This is a genomic window from Streptomyces griseofuscus (assembly GCF_014673495.1).
Taxonomy (GTDB): domain Bacteria; phylum Actinomycetota; class Actinomycetes; order Streptomycetales; family Streptomycetaceae; genus Streptomyces; species Streptomyces murinus.
Genome location: NZ_CP051006.1, coordinates 5,242,849 through 5,265,034, shown reverse-complemented (window position 1 = coordinate 5,265,034; position 22,186 = coordinate 5,242,849). Strand labels below are relative to the sequence as shown.

At 68.7% G+C, this 22,186-nt stretch carries 15 protein-coding genes and 3 rRNA genes; 6 read left to right on the top strand and 12 right to left on the bottom strand.

The annotated features are described in order from the left end of the window. Window positions 1-89 precede the first annotated feature (89 nt). The 5 genes from HEP81_RS23850 to HEP81_RS23830 all read left to right on the top strand — a co-directional run bounded on the left by HEP81_RS23850 (window position 90) and on the right by HEP81_RS23830 (window position 5,727). A complete protein-coding gene (locus tag HEP81_RS23850) occupies window positions 90-1,448 on the top strand; it encodes a DUF7847 domain-containing protein (RefSeq protein WP_037661662.1) in 1,359 nt (452 codons plus the stop codon). Window positions 1,449-1,581: 133 nt separating this feature from the next. Then, window positions 1,582-2,235: a DUF4129 domain-containing protein gene (locus HEP81_RS23845; RefSeq protein ID WP_037661688.1), complete on the top strand. Its 654-nt coding sequence runs from the start codon at window positions 1,582-1,584 to the stop codon at window positions 2,233-2,235. Continuing rightward, a complete protein-coding gene (locus HEP81_RS23840) occupies window positions 2,232-3,428 on the top strand; it encodes a DUF4350 domain-containing protein (protein WP_037661664.1) in 1,197 nt (398 codons plus the stop codon). The genes HEP81_RS23845 and HEP81_RS23840 overlap by 4 nt, the downstream gene beginning before the upstream one ends. Next, entirely contained in the window at window positions 3,425-4,417 is a 993-nt protein-coding gene (locus tag HEP81_RS23835) for an AAA family ATPase (protein WP_037661666.1), read from the top strand. Before HEP81_RS23840 ends, HEP81_RS23835 begins: the two co-directional genes overlap by 4 nt. Then, the gene (locus tag HEP81_RS23830) at window positions 4,417-5,727 is read left to right on the top strand and encodes a DUF58 domain-containing protein (protein WP_037661667.1); all 1,311 of its coding nucleotides are present in this window, start codon (window positions 4,417-4,419) and stop codon (window positions 5,725-5,727) included. Before HEP81_RS23835 ends, HEP81_RS23830 begins: the two co-directional genes overlap by 1 nt. A gap of 115 nt (window positions 5,728-5,842) precedes the next feature. Here the strand turns inward: HEP81_RS23830 and rrf are convergent. From rrf to HEP81_RS23810, 4 genes are all read right to left on the bottom strand, one after another. After that, a 5S ribosomal RNA gene (rrf, locus tag HEP81_RS23825) occupies window positions 5,843-5,959 on the bottom strand. A 71-nt stretch (window positions 5,960-6,030) separates the two neighbouring features. Next, a 23S ribosomal RNA gene (locus tag HEP81_RS23820) occupies window positions 6,031-9,152 on the bottom strand. Window positions 9,153-9,460: 308 nt separating this feature from the next. After that, a 16S ribosomal RNA gene (locus HEP81_RS23815) occupies window positions 9,461-10,985 on the bottom strand. The 16S, 23S and 5S rRNA genes sit together here, the layout of an rRNA operon. A gap of 556 nt (window positions 10,986-11,541) precedes the next feature. Continuing rightward, a complete protein-coding gene (locus HEP81_RS23810; RefSeq protein ID WP_037664588.1) occupies window positions 11,542-12,549 on the bottom strand; it encodes a stage II sporulation protein M in 1,008 nt (335 codons plus the stop codon). A gap of 144 nt (window positions 12,550-12,693) precedes the next feature. On the opposite strand from HEP81_RS23810, the gene HEP81_RS23805 reads away from it, so the two are divergent. After that, a complete protein-coding gene (locus tag HEP81_RS23805; protein ID WP_037664590.1) occupies window positions 12,694-13,656 on the top strand; it encodes an RDD family protein in 963 nt (320 codons plus the stop codon). 48 nt (window positions 13,657-13,704) lie between these two features. Here the strand turns inward: HEP81_RS23805 and HEP81_RS23800 are convergent, their stop codons facing one another. The 8 genes from HEP81_RS23800 to HEP81_RS23765 form a co-directional block, all read right to left on the bottom strand. Next, window positions 13,705-14,316 (bottom strand): hypothetical protein, encoded by a 612-nt coding sequence (locus HEP81_RS23800; RefSeq protein WP_037664591.1) that lies wholly within the window; start codon window positions 14,314-14,316, stop codon window positions 13,705-13,707. Window positions 14,317-14,500: 184 nt separating this feature from the next. Beyond that, window positions 14,501-15,958, bottom strand: a complete 1,458-nt coding sequence (gene ahcY / locus HEP81_RS23795) for an adenosylhomocysteinase (protein ID WP_190276029.1) — start codon at window positions 15,956-15,958, stop codon at window positions 14,501-14,503. Window positions 15,959-16,254: 296 nt separating this feature from the next. After that, entirely contained in the window at window positions 16,255-17,235 is a 981-nt protein-coding gene (locus HEP81_RS23790; RefSeq protein ID WP_037660836.1) for a cation diffusion facilitator family transporter, read from the bottom strand. 129 nt (window positions 17,236-17,364) lie between these two features. After that, window positions 17,365-18,516 (bottom strand): mannose-6-phosphate isomerase, class I, encoded by a 1,152-nt coding sequence (gene manA / locus HEP81_RS23785; protein ID WP_037660837.1) that lies wholly within the window; start codon window positions 18,514-18,516, stop codon window positions 17,365-17,367. Between the two features lie 123 nt (window positions 18,517-18,639). After that, window positions 18,640-19,767 carry an SIS domain-containing protein gene (locus HEP81_RS23780; protein WP_037660839.1) on the bottom strand — a complete coding sequence of 376 codons (1,128 nt, stop codon included), beginning with the start codon at window positions 19,765-19,767 and terminating at the stop codon, window positions 18,640-18,642. A gap of 119 nt (window positions 19,768-19,886) precedes the next feature. Continuing rightward, window positions 19,887-20,057 carry a Trm112 family protein gene (locus HEP81_RS23775; RefSeq protein ID WP_007450268.1) on the bottom strand — a complete coding sequence of 57 codons (171 nt, stop codon included), beginning with the start codon at window positions 20,055-20,057 and terminating at the stop codon, window positions 19,887-19,889. Between the two features lie 112 nt (window positions 20,058-20,169). After that, the gene (locus tag HEP81_RS23770; protein WP_037660840.1) at window positions 20,170-21,534 is read right to left on the bottom strand and encodes a phosphomannomutase/phosphoglucomutase; all 1,365 of its coding nucleotides are present in this window, start codon (window positions 21,532-21,534) and stop codon (window positions 20,170-20,172) included. 171 nt (window positions 21,535-21,705) lie between these two features. Beyond that, the gene (locus tag HEP81_RS23765) at window positions 21,706-22,128 is read right to left on the bottom strand and encodes a DUF3499 domain-containing protein (protein WP_078967596.1); all 423 of its coding nucleotides are present in this window, start codon (window positions 22,126-22,128) and stop codon (window positions 21,706-21,708) included. Window positions 22,129-22,186: the final 58 nt, after the last annotated feature.

The following is a 22,186-nucleotide window of genomic DNA, read 5'->3' as shown; positions in this document are numbered from 1 at the left end:
CCTCGCCCGGACCCGACTTGACCGCGCCATGGCACGATGTCCACCAACCTGCCGCCGCGACCGCGGACGGGCACCGAGAAGGAGCTTCGATGACAGACACTCCGGGCTGGGCCTCGCCCGGATCCGACCCGACGCCCGAGGGACGGGAACCCGGCGCGTCCGACACCGCCGACCAGCCCGCAAACGGCTCCGGCGCACCCGCGCCGCAGCCGGGCCCGCAGCCGCAGGGCCCAGGCGCGCAGTGGTCCGGCCAGCAGCCGCCACCCGGCCAGTGGTCCACGCCCACCGGTGCCCCGGGCCAGGCCCCGCCGCCCGGCCCGGGCTGGGGCGGACCCCGGCCCGGGGCACCCGGCGGCGGCTACGGAGGCCCCCCTGGCTACGGCGCTCCCGGCTACGGGGCGCCCCACGGCTACGGAGCCTGGGGCGGCGGCTGGGGCGGCCCCCCGCCCGCGGCCAAGCCCGGCGTCATCCCGCTGCGCCCGCTCGGCGTCGGCGAGATCCTCGACGGCGCCGTCTCCACCCTGCGCACCTACTGGCGCACGGTCCTTGGCATATCCCTCGCGCTCGCGGTGGTCACCGAGGTCATCGTGGTCCTCGTCCAGGGCTACTTCCTGAACAGGACCGTCGAGAGGACGTCCCTCGGCGACCCGACCATGCCGCCCGCCGAGGCGCTGCGTGTCATGGGCGAGTCCTTCCTCAGCTCCATCATCCTGGGCCTGATCACCCTGATCGGCACCCTCGTCGCCACCGCGATGCTGACGAGCGTGACCAGCCGCGCGGTCCTGGGCAGGCCGGCCACCCTGGGCGAGGCATGGCGGCAGGCCCGCCCGCAACTGCTGAAGCTGTTCGGCCAGATGCTCCTGCTCGGTCTCCTCGGCTTCGGCGTCATGCTGGTCGCCTCGGGGCCCGGCGTCATCGGCTTCCTCGCCGGCAGCCGGGTCGCCGGAGTCGCGCTCCTGGTCCTCGGCTTCGGCGCCGGGATGGTCGTCCTCGTGTGGCTGACGGTGCGTTTCTCGCTGGCCGCGCCCGCGCTGATGCTGGAGAAGCAGGGCATCATGCACTCCCTGCGCCGCTCCGCCAAGCTGGTGAACGGCTCCTGGTGGCGCATCCTCGGCATCCAGCTGCTCGCCGGACTCATCGTCGCTGTGGTCAGGGTGGTCATCTCGATCCCCTTCACCGTCATCGCCCTGATCACGAGCGACGACGGCCTGACCAGCCTGCTGGGCCAAGGCGGCGGACACCTCAGCTGGACCTTCCTGATGATCGTCGGCATCGGCGCGGTGATCGGCACCACCATCACCCTGCCGATGTCCGCCTGCGTCACCGTGTTCCTCTACATCGACCAGCGCATCCGGCGCGAGGGCCTCGATCTCGAACTGGCCCGCGCCGCCGGTGTCCAGGGCACCCCCGCACCCGCCGGCGCCCCCGGCCCGGTCCCGGGGAGCTGACCGGGTGCTCTTGACGGGGGGATCGTTCACGGCGCCGGGTTCGCCCGGCGCCGTGGCCACAGCCGTACACGGCCTGCTGCGCGCCTCGGGCACATCCGTCCTCGCGGCCGGCGGCCCCGGTGACACGCCACCGGTGACCATCCCGCGCGACCCCGCCCGCGAGGCGGCCCGGCGCGAACTGGCCAAGCGCATGTACCACGAGAACGACCCCAGCCTCTTCGAGCGCGCCCTGAAGGCGTTCTGGAACTGGCTCGGCGATCTGTTCGGCAGCGCTGCCGGACCGACCCCCGGCGGCGCGGTCGGCCTGCTGGTGGTGATCCTCTTCGTCCTCGCCGTGCTGGCCGCCCTGTGGTGGCGCCTGGGCACCCCGCGCCGCCGCCCGGCCCGCACCGCCGCCGTCCTGTTCGACGACAGCCCACGCAGCGCCGCCGAACACCGCGCGGCCGCCGAGGCACACGCGGCCCAGAGCCACTGGAGCCAGGCCGTCCAGGAACGCATGCGCGCCGTCGTCCGCTCCCTGGAGGAGCGCGCCGTGCTCGACATCCGGCCGGGCCGCACCGCCGACGAGGCAGCCGCCGAGGCCGGCCGCATCCTGCCCGCGCACACCGGCCGACTGCGCGCCGCCGCCCGGGAGTTCGACGATGTGACATACGGCGGACGCGCCGCGAGCGGGCAGTCGTACCAGCGCCTCGCCGAACTCGACCGCGACCTGGAACGCGCCAGGCCCGCCCACGCCGACAGCGCGGCCGGCACAGCGCACAGCACCAGCCAGGGGGCCGCCGAGTGACCACCGAGGCCGCGGCGCCGACCGCTTCCACCTCCACCGCGCCCACGGCCCGCACGGTATGGACCCGGACGCGAGGCATCGTCCTCGCCGCCGTCCTGCTCCTGGCCGCGGCCGTCGCCATCGCCGCCGTACGCTCCACCGAGCGGCACGGCCAGCTGGACCCGCGCTCGGCCGACCCCTACGGCAGCCGCGCCGTCGCCCAGTTGCTGGCCGACCGCGGGGTCACCACGCGCGTGGTCACCTCCCTGCGCGCCGCCCGCACCGCCGCGGGCCCCGACACCACCCTCCTGGTCGCCGTCCCCGACCGGCTCACCAAGGGTCAGCAGAGCGAACTGCACCGGGCGACCGCGCCCTCCGGCGGGCGCACCGTCCTGGTCGGGGCGAGCGGCTGGTCCGTCGGCCGGCTCGCCCCCGGGGTCAGCGCCGACCCCGCAGACAGCGTCGGCTCCGCCCTGGCCCCCGCCTGCGCCCTGCCCGAGGCCCGGCGCGCGGGCAGCGCCGACACCGGCGGCGTCCGCTACACCACCACCCGGCTCGACGCCGACTCCTGCTACCCCAGCGCACGGCTCGCCACCCTGCTGCGCGTCCCGGCCGCATCCGGGGGCGACACCGTCGTGCTCGGCGCCCCCGACATCCTCTACAACGACCGCCTCGACAAGCGGGGCAACGCCTCGCTCGCCCTGCAACTCCTCGGCTCCCGCCCCCATCTGGTCTGGTACCTCCCCTCGCTCTCCGACACCCCCGCCGCCGCCGGCGACGACAAGAGCTTCTTCGACCTGATCCCCTCGGGCTGGCCCTGGGCCACCCTCCAGCTGTTCATCGCGGCCGTGCTGGCCGCCTTCTGGCGGGGACGCCGCTTCGGCCCCCTGGTGCCCGAACGGCTCCCCGTCGCGATCCGCGCCTCCGAGACCGCCGAAGGCCGCGCCCGCCTCTACCGCAAGGCCAACGCCCGCGACCGCGCCGCCGCCGCGCTGCGCTCCGCCGCCCGCACCCGCCTCGCCCCGCTCGTCGGGGTGCCCGTCGCCCAGGCGCACGCGCCCGAGGCCCTGCTCCCCGCGCTGTCCGCCCATCTCCCCGGAGACGGCCAGGACCTGCGCCCCCTGCTCTTCGGGCCGCCACCCGGCGACGACACGGCCCTGATCGCACTCACCGACCAACTCGACGCCCTCGAAAGAGAGGTACGCCGTTCATGACGGACCCGACCACCGACAACGCCGGGCTGACCAAGCTCGCGGGCGACCCCCGCGCCTCCCTGGAATCCCTGCGCGCCGAGATCGCCAAAGCCGTGGTCGGCCAGGACCCCGCCGTGACCGGCCTCGTCGTCGCCCTCCTGTGCCGCGGGCACGTCCTGCTCGAAGGCGTCCCCGGAGTCGCCAAGACACTGCTCGTGCGCGCCCTCGCATCCGCCCTCGAACTCGGCACCAAGCGCGTCCAGTTCACCCCCGATCTGATGCCGAGCGACATCACCGGCTCCCTCGTCTACGACACCCGCTCCGCCGAGTTCTCCTTCCAGCCCGGCCCGGTCTTCACCAACCTCCTGCTCGCGGACGAGATCAACCGCACCCCGCCCAAGACCCAGTCCGCCCTCCTGGAGGCCATGGAGGAGCGCCAGGTCACGGTCGACGGCACCCCCCGTCCGCTCCCCGAGCCGTTCCTCGTCGCAGCGACGCAGAACCCCGTCGAGTACGAGGGCACCTACCCCCTCCCCGAGGCCCAACTGGACCGGTTCCTGCTGAAGCTGACGATCCCGCTGCCCTCCCGTGAGAACGAGATCGACGTCCTCACCCGCCACGCCTCGGGCTTCGACCCCCGTGATCTGCGCGCCGCGGGCATACGTCCCGTCGCCGGCCCCGCCGACCTCGACGCGGCCCGTGCCGCGGTCGCCGCGACGACCGTCTCCCCCGAGATCACCGCCTATGTCGTCGATATCTGCCGTGCCACCCGCGAATCCCCTTCCCTCACCATGGGCGTGTCCCCCCGTGGGGCCACGGCCCTACTGTCCACCGCCCGCGCCTGGGCCTGGCTGACCGGCCGGGACTACGTCATCCCGGACGACGTCAAGGCCCTCGCCCTGCCAACCCTGCGCCATCGCGTCCAACTGCGCCCGGAGGCGGAGATGGAGGGAGTGACGGCCGACTCGGTCATCAACGCCGTCCTCGCCCATGTCCCGGTTCCCCGCTGATGGCGCTCACCGGACGCGCCGCCCTGCTCGCGGCCCTCGGCTCCCTCCCGGTCGGCATCCTGGAACCGGGCTGGACGGGCATCCTCGCGGTCAACGGCCCGCTTGCCTTGGCCTGCGCCTGCGACTTCGCGCTGGCCGCGCCCGTACGACGCCTGATCCTGAACCGCTCGGGCGACACCACCGCCCGGCTCGGTGAAACCGCCGAGGTGACGCTCACGGTCGCCAACCCGTCGCGCCGGGTGCTGCGGGCGAAGCTCCGGGACGGCTGGCCGCCCAGCAGCTGGCTGCCCGGGACGGAGGTCGAGTCGTCCCGGCATCAGCTGACCGTGCCTTCAGGTGAGCGCAGACGGGTCACCACCCGGCTACGCCCCACCCGCCGGGGTGACCGCCAGGCCGATCGTGTGACGATCCGCTCCTACGGCCCCCTCGGGCTGTTCTCCCGCCAGGGCGCCCACCGGGTGCCCTGGTCTGTACGGGTTCTGCCCCCGTTCACGAGCCGAAAGCATCTTCCGTCGAAACTCGCTCGATTGCGTGAACTCGACGGTCGTACAAGCGTTTTGACGCGCGGTGAGGGAACGGAATTCGACAGCCTCCGCGAGTACGTCCCCGGCGACGACACCCGCTCGATCGACTGGCGGGCCACCGCCCGGCAGACCACGGTCGCCCTGCGCACCTGGCGCCCCGAACGCGACCGCCACATCCTTCTCGTGCTGGACACCGGTCGCACCTCGGCCGGCCGGGTGGGCGACGCCCCTCGGCTGGATGCCGCCATGGACGCGGCGCTGCTGCTCGCGGCGCTCGCCTCCCGGGCCGGCGACCGCGTGGACCTGCTCGCCTACGACCGCCGGGCACGCGCTCTGGTCCAGAACCGCTCCGCCAACGAGCTGCTGCCCTCCCTCGTCAACGCGATGGCCGCGCTCGAACCGGAGCTCGTGGAGACCGACAGCCGGGGCCTGACCTCCATGGCCCTGCGCACGGCGCCCCGCCGTTCCCTGATCGTCCTGCTCACCACGCTGGACGCGGCACCGGTGGAACAGGGACTGCTCCCGGTGCTCCCCCAGCTCACGCACCGCCATACGGTCCTGGTCGCCGCGGTGGCCGACCCCTATATCGCGCACATGGCGAAGGCCCGGGGCAGTGCGGAGTCCGTGTACGAGGCTGCGGCAGCGGCCCAGGCGCAGAACGAACGTCAGCGCACCGCGGACAAGTTGCGCCGACACGGTGTCACCGTGGTCGACGCGACCCCGGAGAATCTGGCGCCGGCCCTGGCGGACGCGTATCTGGCCCTGAAGGCGGCGGGTCGGCTGTAAGCGGGCGCCGATTCGCTGCCCTTCGGGGCGTCCCCCGTGCCGGATATTGCCTCTGAAATTGTCCCGGAACGCAGAAAACCCCCGCACCAAAGGTGCGGGGGTCTCCCTAAAAATTGTTCGGCGGCGTCCTACTCTCCCACAGGGTCCCCCCTGCAGTACCATCGGCGCTGAAAGGCTTAGCTTCCGGGTTCGGAATGTAACCGGGCGTTTCCCTAACGCTATAACCACCGAAACACTATGAAACTATCAACCAGCAAATGGTTGTTCGTGGTTTCAGAACCAACACAGTGGACGCGAGCAACTGAGGACAAGCCCTCGGCCTATTAGTACCGGTCACCTCCACCAGTTACCTGGCTTCCAGATCCGGCCTATCAACCCAGTCGTCTACTGGGAGCCTTACCCCATCAAGTGGGTGGGAGTCCTCATCTCGAAGCAGGCTTCCCGCTTAGATGCTTTCAGCGGTTATCCCTCCCGAACGTAGCCAACCAGCCATGCCCTTGGCAGAACAACTGGCACACCAGAGGTTCGTCCGTCCCGGTCCTCTCGTACTAGGGACAGCCCTTCTCAAGACTCCTACGCGCACAGCGGATAGGGACCGAACTGTCTCACGACGTTCTAAACCCAGCTCGCGTACCGCTTTAATGGGCGAACAGCCCAACCCTTGGGACCGACTCCAGCCCCAGGATGCGACGAGCCGACATCGAGGTGCCAAACCATCCCGTCGATATGGACTCTTGGGGAAGATCAGCCTGTTATCCCCGGGGTACCTTTTATCCGTTGAGCGACGGCGCTTCCACAAGCCACCGCCGGATCACTAGTCCCGACTTTCGTCCCTGCTCGACCCGTCGGTCTCACAGTCAAGCTCCCTTGTGCACTTACACTCAACACCTGATTACCAACCAGGCTGAGGGAACCTTTGGGCGCCTCCGTTACCCTTTAGGAGGCAACCGCCCCAGTTAAACTACCCATCAGACACTGTCCCTGATCCGGATCACGGACCCAGGTTAGACATCCAGCACGACCAGACTGGTATTTCAACGACGACTCCACCCACACTGGCGTATGAGCTTCAAAGTCTCCCAGCTATCCTACACAAGCCGAACCGAACACCAATATCAAACTGTAGTAAAGGTCCCGGGGTCTTTCCGTCCTGCTGCGCGAAACGAGCATCTTTACTCGTAGTGCAATTTCACCGGGCCTATGGTTGAGACAGTCGAGAAGTCGTTACGCCATTCGTGCAGGTCGGAACTTACCCGACAAGGAATTTCGCTACCTTAGGATGGTTATAGTTACCACCGCCGTTTACTGGCGCTTAAGTTCTCAGCTTCGCCCCACCGAAATGGAGCTAACCGGTCCCCTTAACGTTCCAGCACCGGGCAGGCGTCAGTCCGTATACATCGCCTTACGGCTTCGCACGGACCTGTGTTTTTAGTAAACAGTCGCTTCTCGCTGGTCTCTGCGGCCACCCCCAGCTCGAACAGCAAGTGTTCTCACCAGGTGTGGCCCCCCTTCTCCCGAAGTTACGGGGGCATTTTGCCGAGTTCCTTAACCATAGTTCACCCGAACGCCTCGGTATTCTCTACCTGACCACCTGAGTCGGTTTAGGGTACGGGCCGCCATGAAACTCGCTAGAGGCTTTTCTCGACAGCATAGGATCATCCACTTCACCACAATCGGCTCGGCATCAGGTCTCACCCTTATATGAATGGCGGATTTACCTACCACTCGGGCTACACCCTTACCCCGGGACAACCACCGCCCGGGATGGACTACCTTCCTGCGTCACCCCATCACTCACCTACTAACCGCTTGGTTCAGCGGCTCCACCACTCCCCTCAACTCCGAAGAGATCAGGGCGGCTTCACGGCCTTAGCATCACGATGCTCGATGTTTGACGCTTCACAGCGGGTACCGGAATATCAACCGGTTATCCATCGACTACGCCTGTCGGCCTCGCCTTAGGTCCCGACTTACCCTGGGCAGATCAGCTTGACCCAGGAACCCTTAGTCAATCGGCGCACACGTTTCTCACGTGTGTATCGCTACTCATGCCTGCATTCTCACTCGTCAACCGTCCACAACTACCTTCCGGTGCTGCTTCACCCGGCAGACGACGCTCCCCTACCCATCACAGCACCCGTTGGGGCTATTGCTGCAATGACACGACTTCGGCGGTACGCTTGAGCCCCGCTACATTGTCGGCGCGGAATCACTAGACCAGTGAGCTATTACGCACTCTTTCAAGGGTGGCTGCTTCTAAGCCAACCTCCTGGTTGTCTGTGCGACTCCACATCCTTTCCCACTTAGCGTACGCTTAGGGGCCTTAGTCGATGCTCTGGGCTGTTTCCCTCTCGACCATGGAGCTTATCCCCCACAGTCTCACTGCCGTGCTCTCACTTACCGGCATTCGGAGTTTGGCTAAGGTCAGTAACCCGGTAGGGCCCATCGCCTATCCAGTGCTCTACCTCCGGCAAGAAACACACGACGCTGCACCTAAATGCATTTCGGGGAGAACCAGCTATCACGGAGTTTGATTGGCCTTTCACCCCTAACCACAGGTCATCCCCCAGGTTTTCAACCCTGGTGGGTTCGGTCCTCCACGAAGTCTTACCTCCGCTTCAACCTGCCCATGGCTAGATCACTCCGCTTCGGGTCTTGAGCGTGCTACTAAAATCGCCCTGTTCGGACTCGCTTTCGCTACGGCTTCCCCACACGGGTTAACCTCGCAACACACCGCAAACTCGCAGGCTCATTCTTCAAAAGGCACGCAGTCACGAGATACAGCAAGCTGCATCCGACGCTCCCACGGCTTGTAGGCACACGGTTTCAGGTACTATTTCACTCCCCTCCCGGGGTACTTTTCACCATTCCCTCACGGTACTATCCGCTATCGGTCACCAGGGAATATTTAGGCTTAGCGGGTGGTCCCGCCAGATTCACACGGGATTTCTCGGGCCCCGTGCTACTTGGGTGTCTCTCAAGCAAGCCGCTGACATTTCGACTACGGGGGTCTTACCCTCTACGCCGGACCTTTCGCATGTCCTTCGTCTACATCAACGGTTTATAACTCGCCCTACGGCCGGCAGACCGTAGAAGAGAGATCCCACAACCCCGCACACGCAACCCCTGCCGGGTCTCACACGCATACGGTTTGGCCTCATCCGGTTTCGCTCGCCACTACTCCCGGAATCACGGTTGTTTTCTCTTCCTGAGGGTACTGAGATGTTTCACTTCCCCTCGTTCCCTCCACACTGCCTATGTGTTCAGCAGCGGGTGACAGCCCATGACGACTGCCGGGTTTCCCCATTCGGAAACCCCCGGATCAAAGCCTGGTTGACGACTCCCCGGGGACTATCGTGGCCTCCCACGTCCTTCATCGGTTCCTGGTGCCAAGGCATCCACCGTGCGCCCTTAAAAACTTGGCCACAGATGCTCGCGTCCACTGTGCAGTTCTCAAACAACGACCAGCCACCCGTCACACACCAACTTACGTCGATGCTTTACCGGGGCCGGTAACTGAAGGAAGATCATTCCCTCAGACACCCAACAGCGTGCCCGGCCAGAATCCGTCCGAGGATCATGCGTTCCACGCTCCGAAGAGCAGTACTGGCAAGCCCCCGACCCGAATAATCCGGCCGAGTAGTCAACGTTCCACCCATGAGCAACCAGCATCAGACATTCGCTGATGTACTGGCCTCTGACCGAGCAGAGCCCGGTAAGAAGTGCTCCTTAGAAAGGAGGTGATCCAGCCGCACCTTCCGGTACGGCTACCTTGTTACGACTTCGTCCCAATCGCTGGTCCCACCTTCGACAGCTCCCTCCCACAAGGGGTTGGGCCACCGGCTTCGGGTGTTACCGACTTTCGTGACGTGACGGGCGGTGTGTACAAGGCCCGGGAACGTATTCACCGCAGCAATGCTGATCTGCGATTACTAGCGACTCCGACTTCATGGGGTCGAGTTGCAGACCCCAATCCGAACTGAGACCGGCTTTTTGAGATTCGCTCCACCTCACGGTATCGCAGCTCATTGTACCGGCCATTGTAGCACGTGTGCAGCCCAAGACATAAGGGGCATGATGACTTGACGTCGTCCCCACCTTCCTCCGAGTTGACCCCGGCGGTCTCCCGTGAGTCCCCAGCACCACAAGGGCCTGCTGGCAACACGGGACAAGGGTTGCGCTCGTTGCGGGACTTAACCCAACATCTCACGACACGAGCTGACGACAGCCATGCACCACCTGTACACCGACCACAAGGGGGGCACTATCTCTAATGCTTTCCGGTGTATGTCAAGCCTTGGTAAGGTTCTTCGCGTTGCGTCGAATTAAGCCACATGCTCCGCCGCTTGTGCGGGCCCCCGTCAATTCCTTTGAGTTTTAGCCTTGCGGCCGTACTCCCCAGGCGGGGAACTTAATGCGTTAGCTGCGGCACCGACGACGTGGAATGTCGCCAACACCTAGTTCCCACCGTTTACGGCGTGGACTACCAGGGTATCTAATCCTGTTCGCTCCCCACGCTTTCGCTCCTCAGCGTCAGTAATGGCCCAGAGATCCGCCTTCGCCACCGGTGTTCCTCCTGATATCTGCGCATTTCACCGCTACACCAGGAATTCCGATCTCCCCTACCACACTCTAGCTAGCCCGTATCGACTGCAGACTCGGGGTTAAGCCCCGAGCTTTCACAATCGACGTGACAAGCCGCCTACGAGCTCTTTACGCCCAATAATTCCGGACAACGCTTGCGCCCTACGTATTACCGCGGCTGCTGGCACGTAGTTAGCCGGCGCTTCTTCTGCAGGTACCGTCACTTTCGCTTCTTCCCTGCTGAAAGAGGTTTACAACCCGAAGGCCGTCATCCCTCACGCGGCGTCGCTGCATCAGGCTTTCGCCCATTGTGCAATATTCCCCACTGCTGCCTCCCGTAGGAGTCTGGGCCGTGTCTCAGTCCCAGTGTGGCCGGTCGCCCTCTCAGGCCGGCTACCCGTCGTCGCCTTGGTGAGCCATTACCTCACCAACAAGCTGATAGGCCGCGGGCTCATCCTGCACCGCCGGAGCTTTACACCATCAAGGATGCCCAAGATGGTCATATCCGGTATTAGACCCCGTTTCCAGGGCTTGTCCCAGAGTGCAGGGCAGATTGCCCACGTGTTACTCACCCGTTCGCCACTAATCCACCCCGAAGGGCTTCATCGTTCGACTTGCATGTGTTAAGCACGCCGCCAGCGTTCGTCCTGAGCCAGGATCAAACTCTCCGTGAATGTTTACCGGTAATCCGGTGCACAAACTGAAGAGCGGAACGGTCGGAGGAATAGTCCGACCGTTCACAGCGTCCTCGCTGTGTTTATTTCAAAGGAACCACGTCCCGGTCGTGATGACCGGAGACGGGGTATCAACATATCTGGCGTTGACTTTTGGCACGCTGTTGAGTTCTCAAGGAACGGTCGCTTCCTTTGTACTCACCCTCTCGGGCTTTCCTCCGGGCTTCCCTTCGGTGTTTCCGACTCTATCAGATCTTTTCTCGATCCGATTTCCTCGGCGCTTTCCAGGTTTCCGCTTTCGCGTTTCCCTTTCCGGCGGTTCCGACTTTATCAGAAGCTCTTGGCCGGTCTGAACCGGCCGCTCATTTCTGAGTAATCGGGAGGATGCTTCTTTTGAATGTCGATAGCGACTTCTTGGAAGCTAGTAGAGTCTAGCGGTCGCCACCGGACGTGTCCAGTTCTAGGCAACTGTTTGAATCTACCTCCCCACACGACCCGTGTCAACGGCTCTTGTGGGCGAAGAGGAGACTAGCAGCTCAGAGAGGCCGGACGCACATCATGCGGCGGTGGGCACGGAGGAACTGCGGTCCGCCGCGTCGAGATCACCCGTCTCGCCCTCACGTACCGCGCGACCCCCGAGGACGTAGACGTACGTCAGGAACGCCACCTCGGCCACCACACCGATACCGATACGGGCCCAGGTGGGCAGGCCGGACGGTGTCACGAACCCTTCGATGGCGCCGGAGACGAACAGGACCAGGGCGAGGCCGATCGCCATACCGACCGCGGCTCGCCCCTCCTCCGCGAGGGCGGCCCGCCGGGTGCGGGGGCCGGGGTCGATCAGAGTCCAGCCCAGGCGCAGCCCCGTACCGGCGGCGACGAAGACCGCGGTCAGTTCCAGCAGGCCGTGCGGCAGCACCAGGCCGAGGAAGGTGTCGAGGCGGCCGGCGGAGGACATCAGGCCGAAGCCGACACCGAGGTTGAGCATGTTCTCGAAGAGGATCCACAGGACCGGCAGTCCCAGGAAGACGCCCAGGACCAGGCACATCGCGGCCGCCTTGGCGTTGTTCGTCCACACCTGGGCGGCGAAGGAGGCCGCCGGGTGGCTGGAGTAGTAGGTCTCGTACTCACCGCCGGGGCGGGTCATCTGGCGCAGCTGGGCGGGGGCGGCGATGGAGGACTGCACCTCCGGGTGGGCGCCGATCCACCAGCCCAGGAGGATCGCGACGGCCGTGGAGACGAGTGCCGTGGGGATCCACCAGCGGCGCGAGCGATAGACGGCGGCCGGGAACCCCCGGGTCAGGAAGCCGGTCACATCGCGCCAGGAGGCGGTGCGGGCCCCGGTGACGGTACTGCGCGCGCGGGCCACGAGCTGGCTGAGCCGGCCGGTGAGCTGCGGGTCGGGCGCGCTGGACTGGATCAGCGAGAGGTGGGTCGCGGTGCGCTGGTAGAGGGTGACGAGTTCGTCGGCCTCGGCGCCGTCGAGGCGGCGCCGGCGGCTGAGCAGGGCGTCGAGGCGGTCCCATTCGGCTCGGTGTGCGGAGACGAAGACGTCCAGGTCCATCGGGTCTGCCTGCTCCTCGGCCGGTCGCCGACTGATCGTCGTCGATGATCGTGTTTGCTGTCAGCTTGTCGTACTGGCGCGCGACGCGCCCACAGCTTGGCAGACTTGCCGCCCAGGGGCGGACCAGGGGAAGGACGGGCGGGCGTGAGCGAGCTGGTGACCGGTGAGGCGGTGGCGCTCGAACTGCTGCCGGCGAAGTTTCCGAGCAGGGCGTTGGCCGTACTGCTCGACCTGGCGGCGGCGATGGTCACGTACATCGCGGTCACCATGGTGCTCGTGGTGTCGACGTCCTCCCTGGACACCGCCGCGCAGACGGCGCTGGGCATCGCGACGTTCCTGCTGGTACCCATCGGGGGGCCGATCGCGGTGGAGACGCTGAGCCACGGCCGTTCGCTCGGAAAGCTGGCGCTGGGGCTTCGGGTGGTACGGGACGACGGCGGGCCGATCCGGTTCCGGCACGCGCTGGTGCGGGGTTCGATCGGTGTGGTCGAGATCCTCATGACGTTCGGGACGATCGCGTCCATCGCGTCGCTGGTCTCGGCGCGGGGGCGGCGGCTCGGGGATGTGTTCGCGGGGACCCTCGTCGTGCGGGAGCGGATCCCGGTGGGGCAGACCGGCCTTGTCGCGCCTCCGCCGCCGCATCTCGCGCAGCGGTTCACCGGCCTTGATCTGTCGGCCGTGCCGGACGGGCTGTGGCTGGCCGTACGGCAGTACCTGACGCGGATGCGGCAGCTGGATCCCGGGGTGTCGTCGGAGATGGCGCAGCGGCTCGCCGGCGATCTCGCGGCGCGTACAGGGGCTCCGCTGCCCGTCGATCTTCCTCCGGCCGTCTTCCTGGCCGCCGTGGTGCATGAGCGTCAGTCGCGGGAGGTGCGGCAGGCCGGGCGGCCGTCCGGTCAGGACGGGTTCGTCGCGGGTCAAGTCCCGTTCGCGACCCGGATGGACGTGGGTCCGGGTGCCGAGCCGGAGGGGGGAGCCGGGGGCTGGACGGCGGGCCCGGCTCCGGCGCCGGTCCAGCCGGAGATGCCCGCTGTGCCGCCGGTCGCGCCCGTCCCGCGGGAGCAGTCGGGTGAGCGGCCGGCCACCGGGTTCGCGCCGCCCGCGTAGCGCCGGGTGCGGAGCGCGGCCTTCCCGGCTCCGGCTCCCCCGCGCTGCTCAGCGGAACGTCGACGGCGGTGACTCCAGGTCCTCCAGCTCGATCCCGGGTGCGGCCAGGACCACGTCGCCGGCGATGTGGACGGTGTGCTGTTCGCCCGTGTCCAGGGCGCTGACCTGGTATTCCTCCACGGTCAGGGGGCCGTTGTCAGTGGCGTGTGCTTCGCTGTTCACCAGTGCCCAGGACTGGTCCACGGTGCGGGGGGCGAGGACCGGGTCCGTGAGGGCGACGAGTCGTACGCGGGTCGCGGAGGAGGGGGTGAGGCGCAGGAGACGAGCGGTGGCGACGAGGAACGCGGGGGACGTGCCGGTGAAGGCGTGGGCGCGCACATTGCCTTCGGTGGCATGGGTTCCGGTGGGGTCCGTGCGGACCCAGGTGACGCCGTCGAGGGCGGCACCGCGTACCTGCCAGCCGCCCGCGTGGAGTTCGAGGCGGATGGGACGGCCGAGGTCGTCCAGGGCGAGATCGACCGAACCGCGCTGGTCGCCTGCGGGGGTCGTCAGCCGGGAGACATAGCGCCAGCCGGACGGGCCGGGGGCGCACTGGAAGTGCTCTTCACCGAGGGGGGTGTGATCGTGCGGATCGTGGAGCGAATAGCGGCCGCGGGGCATGGGGGTCCTGGGTCGTGACGGGCTCGGGTCACCGCGGTACGTCGGTCCGGGGTGGGTGACGCGCCGGACGGGTGCGTGAGGGCCGGACCGGACCGGCCGGCAAAGGGGCAGGCCCCCGGCACGGGGGTGCGGGGGCCTGCCTCTGCGGACCTGGCCGAGACGCGGTGACGCGGCTCGGGGTCGGTCAGTAGCGGTAGTGGTCCGACTTGTACGGACCCTCGACCTCGACACCGATGTACGCGGCCTGCTCCGGGCGCAGCGTCGTCAGCTTGACGCCGAGGGAGTCCAGGTGGAGGCGGGCGACCTTCTCGTCCAGGTGCTTGGGCAGCACGTACACACCGGTCGGGTACTCGTCGGGCTTGGTGAACAGCTCGATCTGGGCCAGCGTCTGGTCCGCGAACGAGTTCGACATCACGAACGACGGGTGACCGGTGGCGTTGCCCAGGTTCAGCAGGCGGCCCTCGGACAGCACGATGATCACCTTGCCGTCCGGGAACGTCCACGTGTGGACCTGGGGCTTGACCTCGTCCTTGACGATGCCCGGGATCCTCGCCAGACCGGCCATGTCGATCTCGTTGTCGAAGTGGCCGATGTTCCCCACGATCGCCTGGTGCTTCATCCTGGCCATGTCGGAGGCCATGATGATGTCCTTGTTACCGGTCGTGGTGACGAAGATGTCGGCCTTGTCGACGACCTCGTCCAGCGTCGTGACCTGGTAGCCGTCCATCGCCGCCTGGAGCGCGCAGATCGGGTCGATCTCCGTCACGATCACCCGCGCGCCCTGACCGCGCAGGGACTCCGCGCAGCCCTTGCCCACATCACCGTAACCGCAGACGACGGCGGTCTTGCCGCCGATGAGGACGTCGGTGGCACGGTTGATGCCGTCCACCAGGGAGTGGCGGCAGCCGTACTTGTTGTCGAACTTCGACTTGGTGACCGCGTCGTTGACGTTGATCGCCGGGAACAGCAGCACACCGTCACGCTGCATCTCGTACAGACGGTGCACACCCGTCGTGGTCTCCTCGGTCACGCCGCGGATCTCGGAGGCCAGCTGGGTCCACTTCTGCGAGCCGTCCGTGATGGTGCGGTGCAGCAGTTCGAGGATGACGCGGTGCTCGTCGGACTCGGCGGTCTCCAGGCCGGGGACCTTGCCGTCCTTCTCGTACTCGACGCCCTTGTGGACGAGGAGGGTGGCGTCGCCGCCGTCGTCCAGGATCATGTTCGGGCCGCCGGTGGGGCTGTCCGGCCAGGTCAGCGCCTGCTCGGTGCACCACCAGTACTCCTCCAGGGTCTCGCCCTTCCAGGCGAAGACCGGGACGCCCCGAGGGTTGTCCGGCGTGCCGTTCGGGCCGACGGCGATGGCGGCGGCCGCGTGGTCCTGGGTGGAGAAGATGTTGCAGGAGGCCCAGCGGACCCGGGCGCCGAGGGCGACCAGGGTCTCGATCAGCACGGCGGTCTGCACGGTCATGTGCAGGGAACCGGTGACGCGGGCGCCGGCCAGCGGCTGGGTCTCGGCGTACTCCTTGCGGATCGCCATCAGGCCGGGCATCTCGTGCTCGGCGAGGGTGATCTCCTTGCGGCCGAACTCGGCCAGCGAGAGATCGGCGACCTTGAAGTCCTGTCGGTTGTCGACAGTCGTCATGACGAGCTGCTCCTCGGAATCGGGGCGAGGGTGGATACGGCTGGTCTGCGCGGCGGCGGACATACGGATGCCCGGGAAGAGGACATGGGCATGCCCACGTGCGCGCAGCGCAGTCCGTCGGAGGCCCTCTCTCCCTCGGACGATCCGTGATGGGACCGCCCGACCGCCATCAGCAGCGACGTCTGGCTCCGTCCCAAGCTACACCGGACCGCCCGGTCGCCCACAGTCCGCGTCCGCATGGTTCAAGCCGTATCCGAGGCGGCCGCGCGGTCCGGGACGCGGTGGGCGGTGCCGGGTCAGTGGCCGCCGACGTGCGGGTTCGGGCCGCCGGGGGTCGCCAGCGGGTCCGGGCCCTTGGCGGCCTCGGCCTCACTGTAGATGTCGGGTTCGAGGTAGATCACACGGGCGATCGGGACGGCGGTGCGGATGCGGTCCTCGGCGGCGTCGATGGCGGCGGCGACCTCGGCGGCGGTGTCGTCGTGCCGTACCGCGATCTTGGCGGCGACCAGCAGTTCCTCGGGGCCGAGGTGGAGGGTGCGCATGTGGATGATGCGGGTGACGGAGGCGCCGTCGACCGTCGCGGCCTCGATCTTCTTGATCACGTCGAGGCCGGCCGCCTCGCCCAGCAGCAGCGACTTGGTCTCGGCGGCCAGGACCAGGGCGATGCAGACGAGCAGGACACCGATGCAGATGGTGCCGACGCCGTCCCAGACGCCGTCGCCGGTGAGCAGGGAGAGGCCGACGCCGCCGAGGGCGAGGACGAGACCGATGAGCGCGCCGAAGTCCTCCAGCAGGACGACGGGCAGCTCGGGGGCCTTGGCGCGGCGGATGAACTGCGACCAGGACAGCGAGCCGCGCAGTTCCTGGGACTCCTTGATCGCGGTGCGGAAGGAGAAGCCCTCGGCGAGGATCGCGAAGATGAGGACGCCCACCGGCCAGTACCAGTTCTCCAGGGCGTGCGGGTGGGAGACCTTCTCGTAGCCCTCGTAGATGGCGAACATGCCGCCGACGGAGAAGAGGACGATCGAGACGAGGAAGGCGTAGATGTACCGCTCGCGGCCGTAGCCGAAGGGGTGCTGCGGGGTGGCCTCGCGCTGGGCCTTCTTGCCGCCGACGAGCAGCAGGAACTGGTTGCCGGAGTCGGCGAGCGAGTGGACGCCCTCGGCGAGCATCGAGGACGAGCCGCTGAAGGCGAACGCCACGAACTTCGATGCCGCGATCGCGAGGTTGGCGCCGAGTGCCGCCACGATCGCCCTGGTACCGCCTGACGCGCTCATGTGTCCGCGTTGTCCCTTCGGTCTCTGCTCGGTCTCTGCGCCTTTGCCCGGCCTTTGCCGGTGGGCCATTCTTGCAGCCCGGCCAGGACCCGATGCGTCAGGTATCCACAGCCCCGGTCATACGATCCGTCAGACGCGCACGGTGGCGCGGAAGACCGTACCCGCACCCGAGATCACGGCCTGCTCGCCCGCGGGGACGAACACCGACTGCCCGGGGCCCAGTTCGTGCTCGCCCGCGCGGACGGAGCCGGCCGTGCACAGCAGGATCTGCGGGGTGTCCCGGGTGAGGTCGTGGGCGGCGCCGCCCTCGGCCAGGGCGTACCGGGAGAGCCGGAACTCGTCGATCGGCGTCTCGTAGACCTCCTCGCCGTCCGGGGCGGCCTCCGGCCGCAGTACGCCGGGGTCGCCCGCCTCGAAGCGGACGACGCGCAGGAGTTCGGGCACGTCGACGTGTTTGGGGGTCAGACCGCAGCGAAGGACGTTGTCGGAGTTGGCCATGATCTCGACGCCCAGGCCGTCGAGATAGGCGTGCGGGACACCGGCGCCCAGGAACAGGGCCTCGCCGGGCTGGAGGCGGACATGGTTGAGCAGCATGGCCGCGATGACGCCCGGGTCGCCGGGGAATTGATGGGCGAGGCCGGCGTACGGGGCGTGGTCGCCGCCCAGGCGGGCGCAGGCCGCGGTGGCCTCGGCGACCGTACGGGCCATGTCGGCGCGGTCCGCGCAGAGGATCGCGGTGAGGACCTCGCGCAGGGCCGCTTCCTCGGGGTGGGCGCCCAGGAGGTCGACGTACGGCTTGAGGGAGTCGACGCCGAGGGCGGCGAGCAGTTCGGCGGCGTGGGCCGGTTCGCGGAAGCCGCACAGGCCGTCGAACTCGGTGAGGGCGCAGATCAGTTCGGGCTTGTGGTTGGCGTCCTTGTAGTTGCGGTGCGGCGCGTCGATCGGGACGCCTCTGCGCTCCTCGTCGGCATAACCCTCCCTGGCCTGCTCCAGATCGGGGTGCACCTGGAGGGACAGGGGCGCGCCGGCGGCGAGGAGCTTCAGCAGGAAGGGCAGTCGCGGGCCGAACCTGGCCACCGTCTCCTTGCCCAGTTCGCGCTCCGGGTCGGCGTCGATCACCTCGGCGAGCGTGCCGCGCGCGGTGCGCGAGGGGGCGCCGGGGTGGGCGCCCATCCACATCTCCGCCTGGGGTTCGCCGGTCGGCTCGACGCCGAGCAGGTGCGGGATTGCGGTGGGGGAACCCCAGGCGTAGGGGCGGACGGTGTTGTCGAGGCGGTCCATGTGTTCTTCTCTGTCTTCCGTGCGTGCGCTGCTCGGCCGGCGGGCCTCGCGCGGGGCGCGGCGGCGGGGTGCGGGCCGTGGAAGGGCGGGCCCGGGGCCGGTGCGGACCGGCCCGTAGCCAGATCAGGCCCCGGAAGCGAGCGCCAGGTAAACGGCGGCGAAATCCGTGACGGCGATCAGTTCCGCGAGGGTCTCCAGTTCGCCGCCCTCCTCGGGTTCGAGTTCGCTGATCGGCGTGTCGTGGCTGAGGGCCAGGTCACGGGCGGTGGGTGCGGCGGAGAGGCCACCGCTCGGGCGGTCGCGCAGCAGCACCACGCGCGCGTGCAGCGCGGGCGCCTCCTCGACGCGGTCGCGGAAGAAGTCGTCCGGGTCGGCGCTGGCGGCGAGCGGGCCGGCAAGCAGGGCGCCGTGCGCGGCGAGCGCCTCGGGGAGTTCGGCGACGACGGCGGGGCGGCCGGCGAGTTCGGCCAGGGCGGCGGCGAAGCGGCGGCCCGCGGGGCCCGCGGAGACGCCCTCGGTCCACACCACGGGGAGCGTGTCGGCGAGTTCGGCGGCGACGGTCTTGGCGGGGTTGCTGTAGGCCACGATGGCGGGGCCGCAGCGCTCGGCGATCCGGTCGAGGCGGTCGGCGACCTTCTCCAGGGCCTCGGGCGGGGCGGTGAGCAGGCCGATCCGGTCCAGGAGCGCGAGCAGCGGGGTCAGCAGGGCCCAGAAGACGCCGGGCGAGGACGCGGCGAGCGGTTCCTCATGGTCGTACGGCGCCGTCGCCATCGGTACGAACAGTGCGTGGCTGACGCCGGCGGCCTCGGCGAGGGGGGTGCCGGCCGGGGCGACGGCGACGACGGTGACGCCGCGGCGGTACGCCTGTTCGGCGAGGAGGGCGAGGCTGGGTTCGGTGCCGTCCGGGGTGGTGATCAGGAGGAGGTCGACCGAGCCGGCCCAGCCGGGGAGTTCCCAGCGCAGGGCGCCCGCGGCGGGGGCGACGCCGGTGGGGGCGAGGCGGACCACGGGGCTGCCGGGTCCCGCCAGGGTGCCGAGGAGGTCGGCGGTGTGGGTGGCGGCGGCGCCGGGTCCCGCGATCAGTACGGCCCGGGGGCGGCCGTCGGGTTTGAGGTTGCCGACACCGGCCTCGGCGGCGTGCCGGGCGGCGGTACGGACGCGGGCGCCGGCCTCGGCGGCACCGCGCAGCAGGCCCCGGCGGTCGGCCTCGGCGAGGCCCTCCGGGCTGTCGAGCAGCGATTCGTCCAACATGGGCGGCAGCCTCCGATGGCCGGGGAGTGGCTACGACGATCTACGACGCTACGGGGTTCGGGGTGCGCGGTCTCCGACGGTACGGCGGTGTCCTCGCGGGTACGACGGGCCGGACCGCGTCACTCGGGGCGGCGGGCCTCGTCCACGAGGAGGACCGGGATGCCGTCGCGGACCGGGTAGGCGAGACCGCAGTCCTGGCCGGTGCAGATCAGCTCGGCGTCCTGCTCCTTGAGGGGGGCGTGGCAGGCCGGGCAGGCGAGGATCTCCAGGAGGCCGGCTTCGAGCGGCATGGGGTGTGTCCCTTCGGGGCGAGGTTTCTTGGACCGCTGGTCAGCGTACCGCTGTGGGGAGGGCGGGGCGGGGGTCGCGGTACCGCCCTCGCCCCGCCGGAGCCGACCGGGGTCAGGCCCGGATGATCGCCAGGGCCTCGTCACGGATCTTGGCCATGGTGGGCTCGTCCTTGGCCTCGGCGTTCAGGCGCAGGAGGGGCTCGGTGTTGGAGGGGCGGACGTTGAACCACCAGTCGGGGGTGGAGACGGTGAGGCCGTCGAGGTCGTCCAGGGTGACGTCGGGGCGGCCCGCGTAGGCGGCGCGGATCGCGGCGAGGCGGGCGGACTGGTCGGCGACGGTGGAGTTGATCTCGCCGGAGCCCGGGTAGCGGTCGTACTGGGCGACGAGCGAGGACAGCGGGCCCTGTTGGCCGCCGAGGGCGGCGAGGACGTGCAGGGCGGCCAGCATGCCGGTGTCGGCGTTCCAGAAGTCCTTGAAGTAGTAGTGCGCGGAGTGCTCGCCGCCGAAGATCGCGCCGGTGCGGGCCATCTCGGCCTTGATGAAGGAGTGGCCGACCCGGGTGCGCACCGGGGTGCCGCCGTTCTCGCGGACGACCTCGGGGACCGTGCGGGAGGTGATCAGGTTGTGGATGATCATGCCTTCGCCGCCGTTGCGCGCCAGTTCGCGCGCGGCGACCAGGGCTGTGATCGCGGAGGGGGAGACCGGGTCGCCGTTCTCGTCCACGACGAAGCAGCGGTCGGCGTCGCCGTCGAAGGCGATGCCGAGGTCGGCGCCCTCCGCCGGGACCCGCTTCTGGAGGTCCACGAGGTTGGCCGGGTCGAGCGGGTTGGCCTCGTGGTTCGGGAAGGTGCCGTCCAGTTCGAAGTACATCGGCACGAGCGTCAGGGGCAGGCCGGCGAAGACCGTGGGCACCGTGTGGCCGCCCATGCCGTTGCCCGCGTCGACCACGACCTTCAGGGGGCGGATCGCGCTCAGGTCGACCAGTGCGCGCAGGTGCGCCGCGTAGTCGTCCAGCGTCTCGCGCGAGGTGAGGGTGCCCGGCTCGGCGGCCGGCTCGGGGGCGCCCGACTCCAGCCACTTCTCGACCAGTTCGCGGATCTGCGTGAGGCCGGTGTCCTGACCGACGGGGGCGGCGCCGGCGCGGCACATCTTGATCCCGTTGTACTGGGCCGGGTTGTGCGAGGCGGTGAACATCGCGCCGGGCAGGTCCAGCGCGCCGGAGGCGTAGTAGAGCTGGTCCGTGGAGCACAGGCCGATCTCGGTCACGTCCACGCCGCGGGCCGCCGCGCCGCGCGCGAAGGCGCGGGACAGGCCGGGGGACGAGGGCCGCATGTCGTGGCCGACGACGATCGCCGACGCGCCCGTCACCTGCGCGAAGGCGGCGCCGAAGAGCCCGGCCAGTGTTTCGTCCCACTGGTCAGGGACCACTCCGCGTACGTCGTACGCCTTCACGATCTGCGACAGATCAGCAGTCACGGCCGGCCCTCCTGAGGTTCTCTGGACCCCCACAAACTACCCGTCCGCGGTAAGGGGGAGGTGTGCGGACACCGGCAGGGCGCGCGGTCGCCACCGGGAGGGGTGGCGGGGGCGGGGTGGCGCTCAGGGCACCCCTACGGGGGACAGCGGTCATCCCCCTACGGGCGTCCGTCAGTTGTCGGGGGAGCGCAGGACCCGCAGATGGCCGCGGCGGGCCACCTCCATGGGGTCCGCGGTGCGGGCTCCGCCGCCGGCCTCGGCCGCGCGCTCCTGGGGGCGGGCGGCCTCGCGCACGGCGTTGGCGAGTGCTTCCAGGTCGTCACCGCTGGGGCGGGCGGGGGCGGAGCCGTCCAGGAGACGGACGACCTCCCAGCCGCGCGGGGCGGTGAGGCGCTCGGAGTGCTCGGCGCACAGGTCGTAGCAGTGGGGTTCGGCGTAGGTGGCGAGCGGGCCGAGGACCGCGGTCGAGTCGGCGTAGACGTACGTCAGCGTCGCGACGGCGGGTCGGCCGCAGGCGGTGCGCGAACAGCGACGTACAGGGCTCACGACGTTGGACGGTACCGCACTCTTGAGCGGGCCGCGACGACTCTCCACCAGGTCACTCCCCCGTGTCGTGCTGTGAGACGCCCCACATACCCGTGAGAACAGGCCC

Excerpts from the sequence above, each read along its gene's own strand:
- HEP81_RS23850 (WP_037661662.1), top strand. The coding sequence starts at position 90 with ATGACAGACACTCCGGGCTGGGCCTCGCCCGGATCCGACCCGACGCCC.
- HEP81_RS23810 (WP_037664588.1), bottom strand. The coding sequence starts at position 12,549 with ATGGACCTGGACGTCTTCGTCTCCGCACACCGAGCCGAATGGGACCGC.
- HEP81_RS23790 (WP_037660836.1), bottom strand. The coding sequence starts at position 17,235 with ATGAGCGCGTCAGGCGGTACCAGGGCGATCGTGGCGGCACTCGGCGCC.
- HEP81_RS23835 (WP_037661666.1), top strand. The coding sequence starts at position 3,425 with ATGACGGACCCGACCACCGACAACGCCGGGCTGACCAAGCTCGCGGGC.
- HEP81_RS23830 (WP_037661667.1), top strand. The coding sequence starts at position 4,417 with ATGGCGCTCACCGGACGCGCCGCCCTGCTCGCGGCCCTCGGCTCCCTC.
- HEP81_RS23800 (WP_037664591.1), bottom strand. The coding sequence starts at position 14,316 with ATGCCCCGCGGCCGCTATTCGCTCCACGATCCGCACGATCACACCCCC.
- HEP81_RS23780 (WP_037660839.1), bottom strand. The coding sequence starts at position 19,767 with ATGTTGGACGAATCGCTGCTCGACAGCCCGGAGGGCCTCGCCGAGGCC.
- ahcY (WP_190276029.1), bottom strand. The coding sequence starts at position 15,958 with ATGACGACTGTCGACAACCGACAGGACTTCAAGGTCGCCGATCTCTCG.
- HEP81_RS23775 (WP_007450268.1), bottom strand. The coding sequence starts at position 20,057 with ATGCCGCTCGAAGCCGGCCTCCTGGAGATCCTCGCCTGCCCGGCCTGC.
- manA (WP_037660837.1), bottom strand. The coding sequence starts at position 18,516 with ATGGACCGCCTCGACAACACCGTCCGCCCCTACGCCTGGGGTTCCCCC.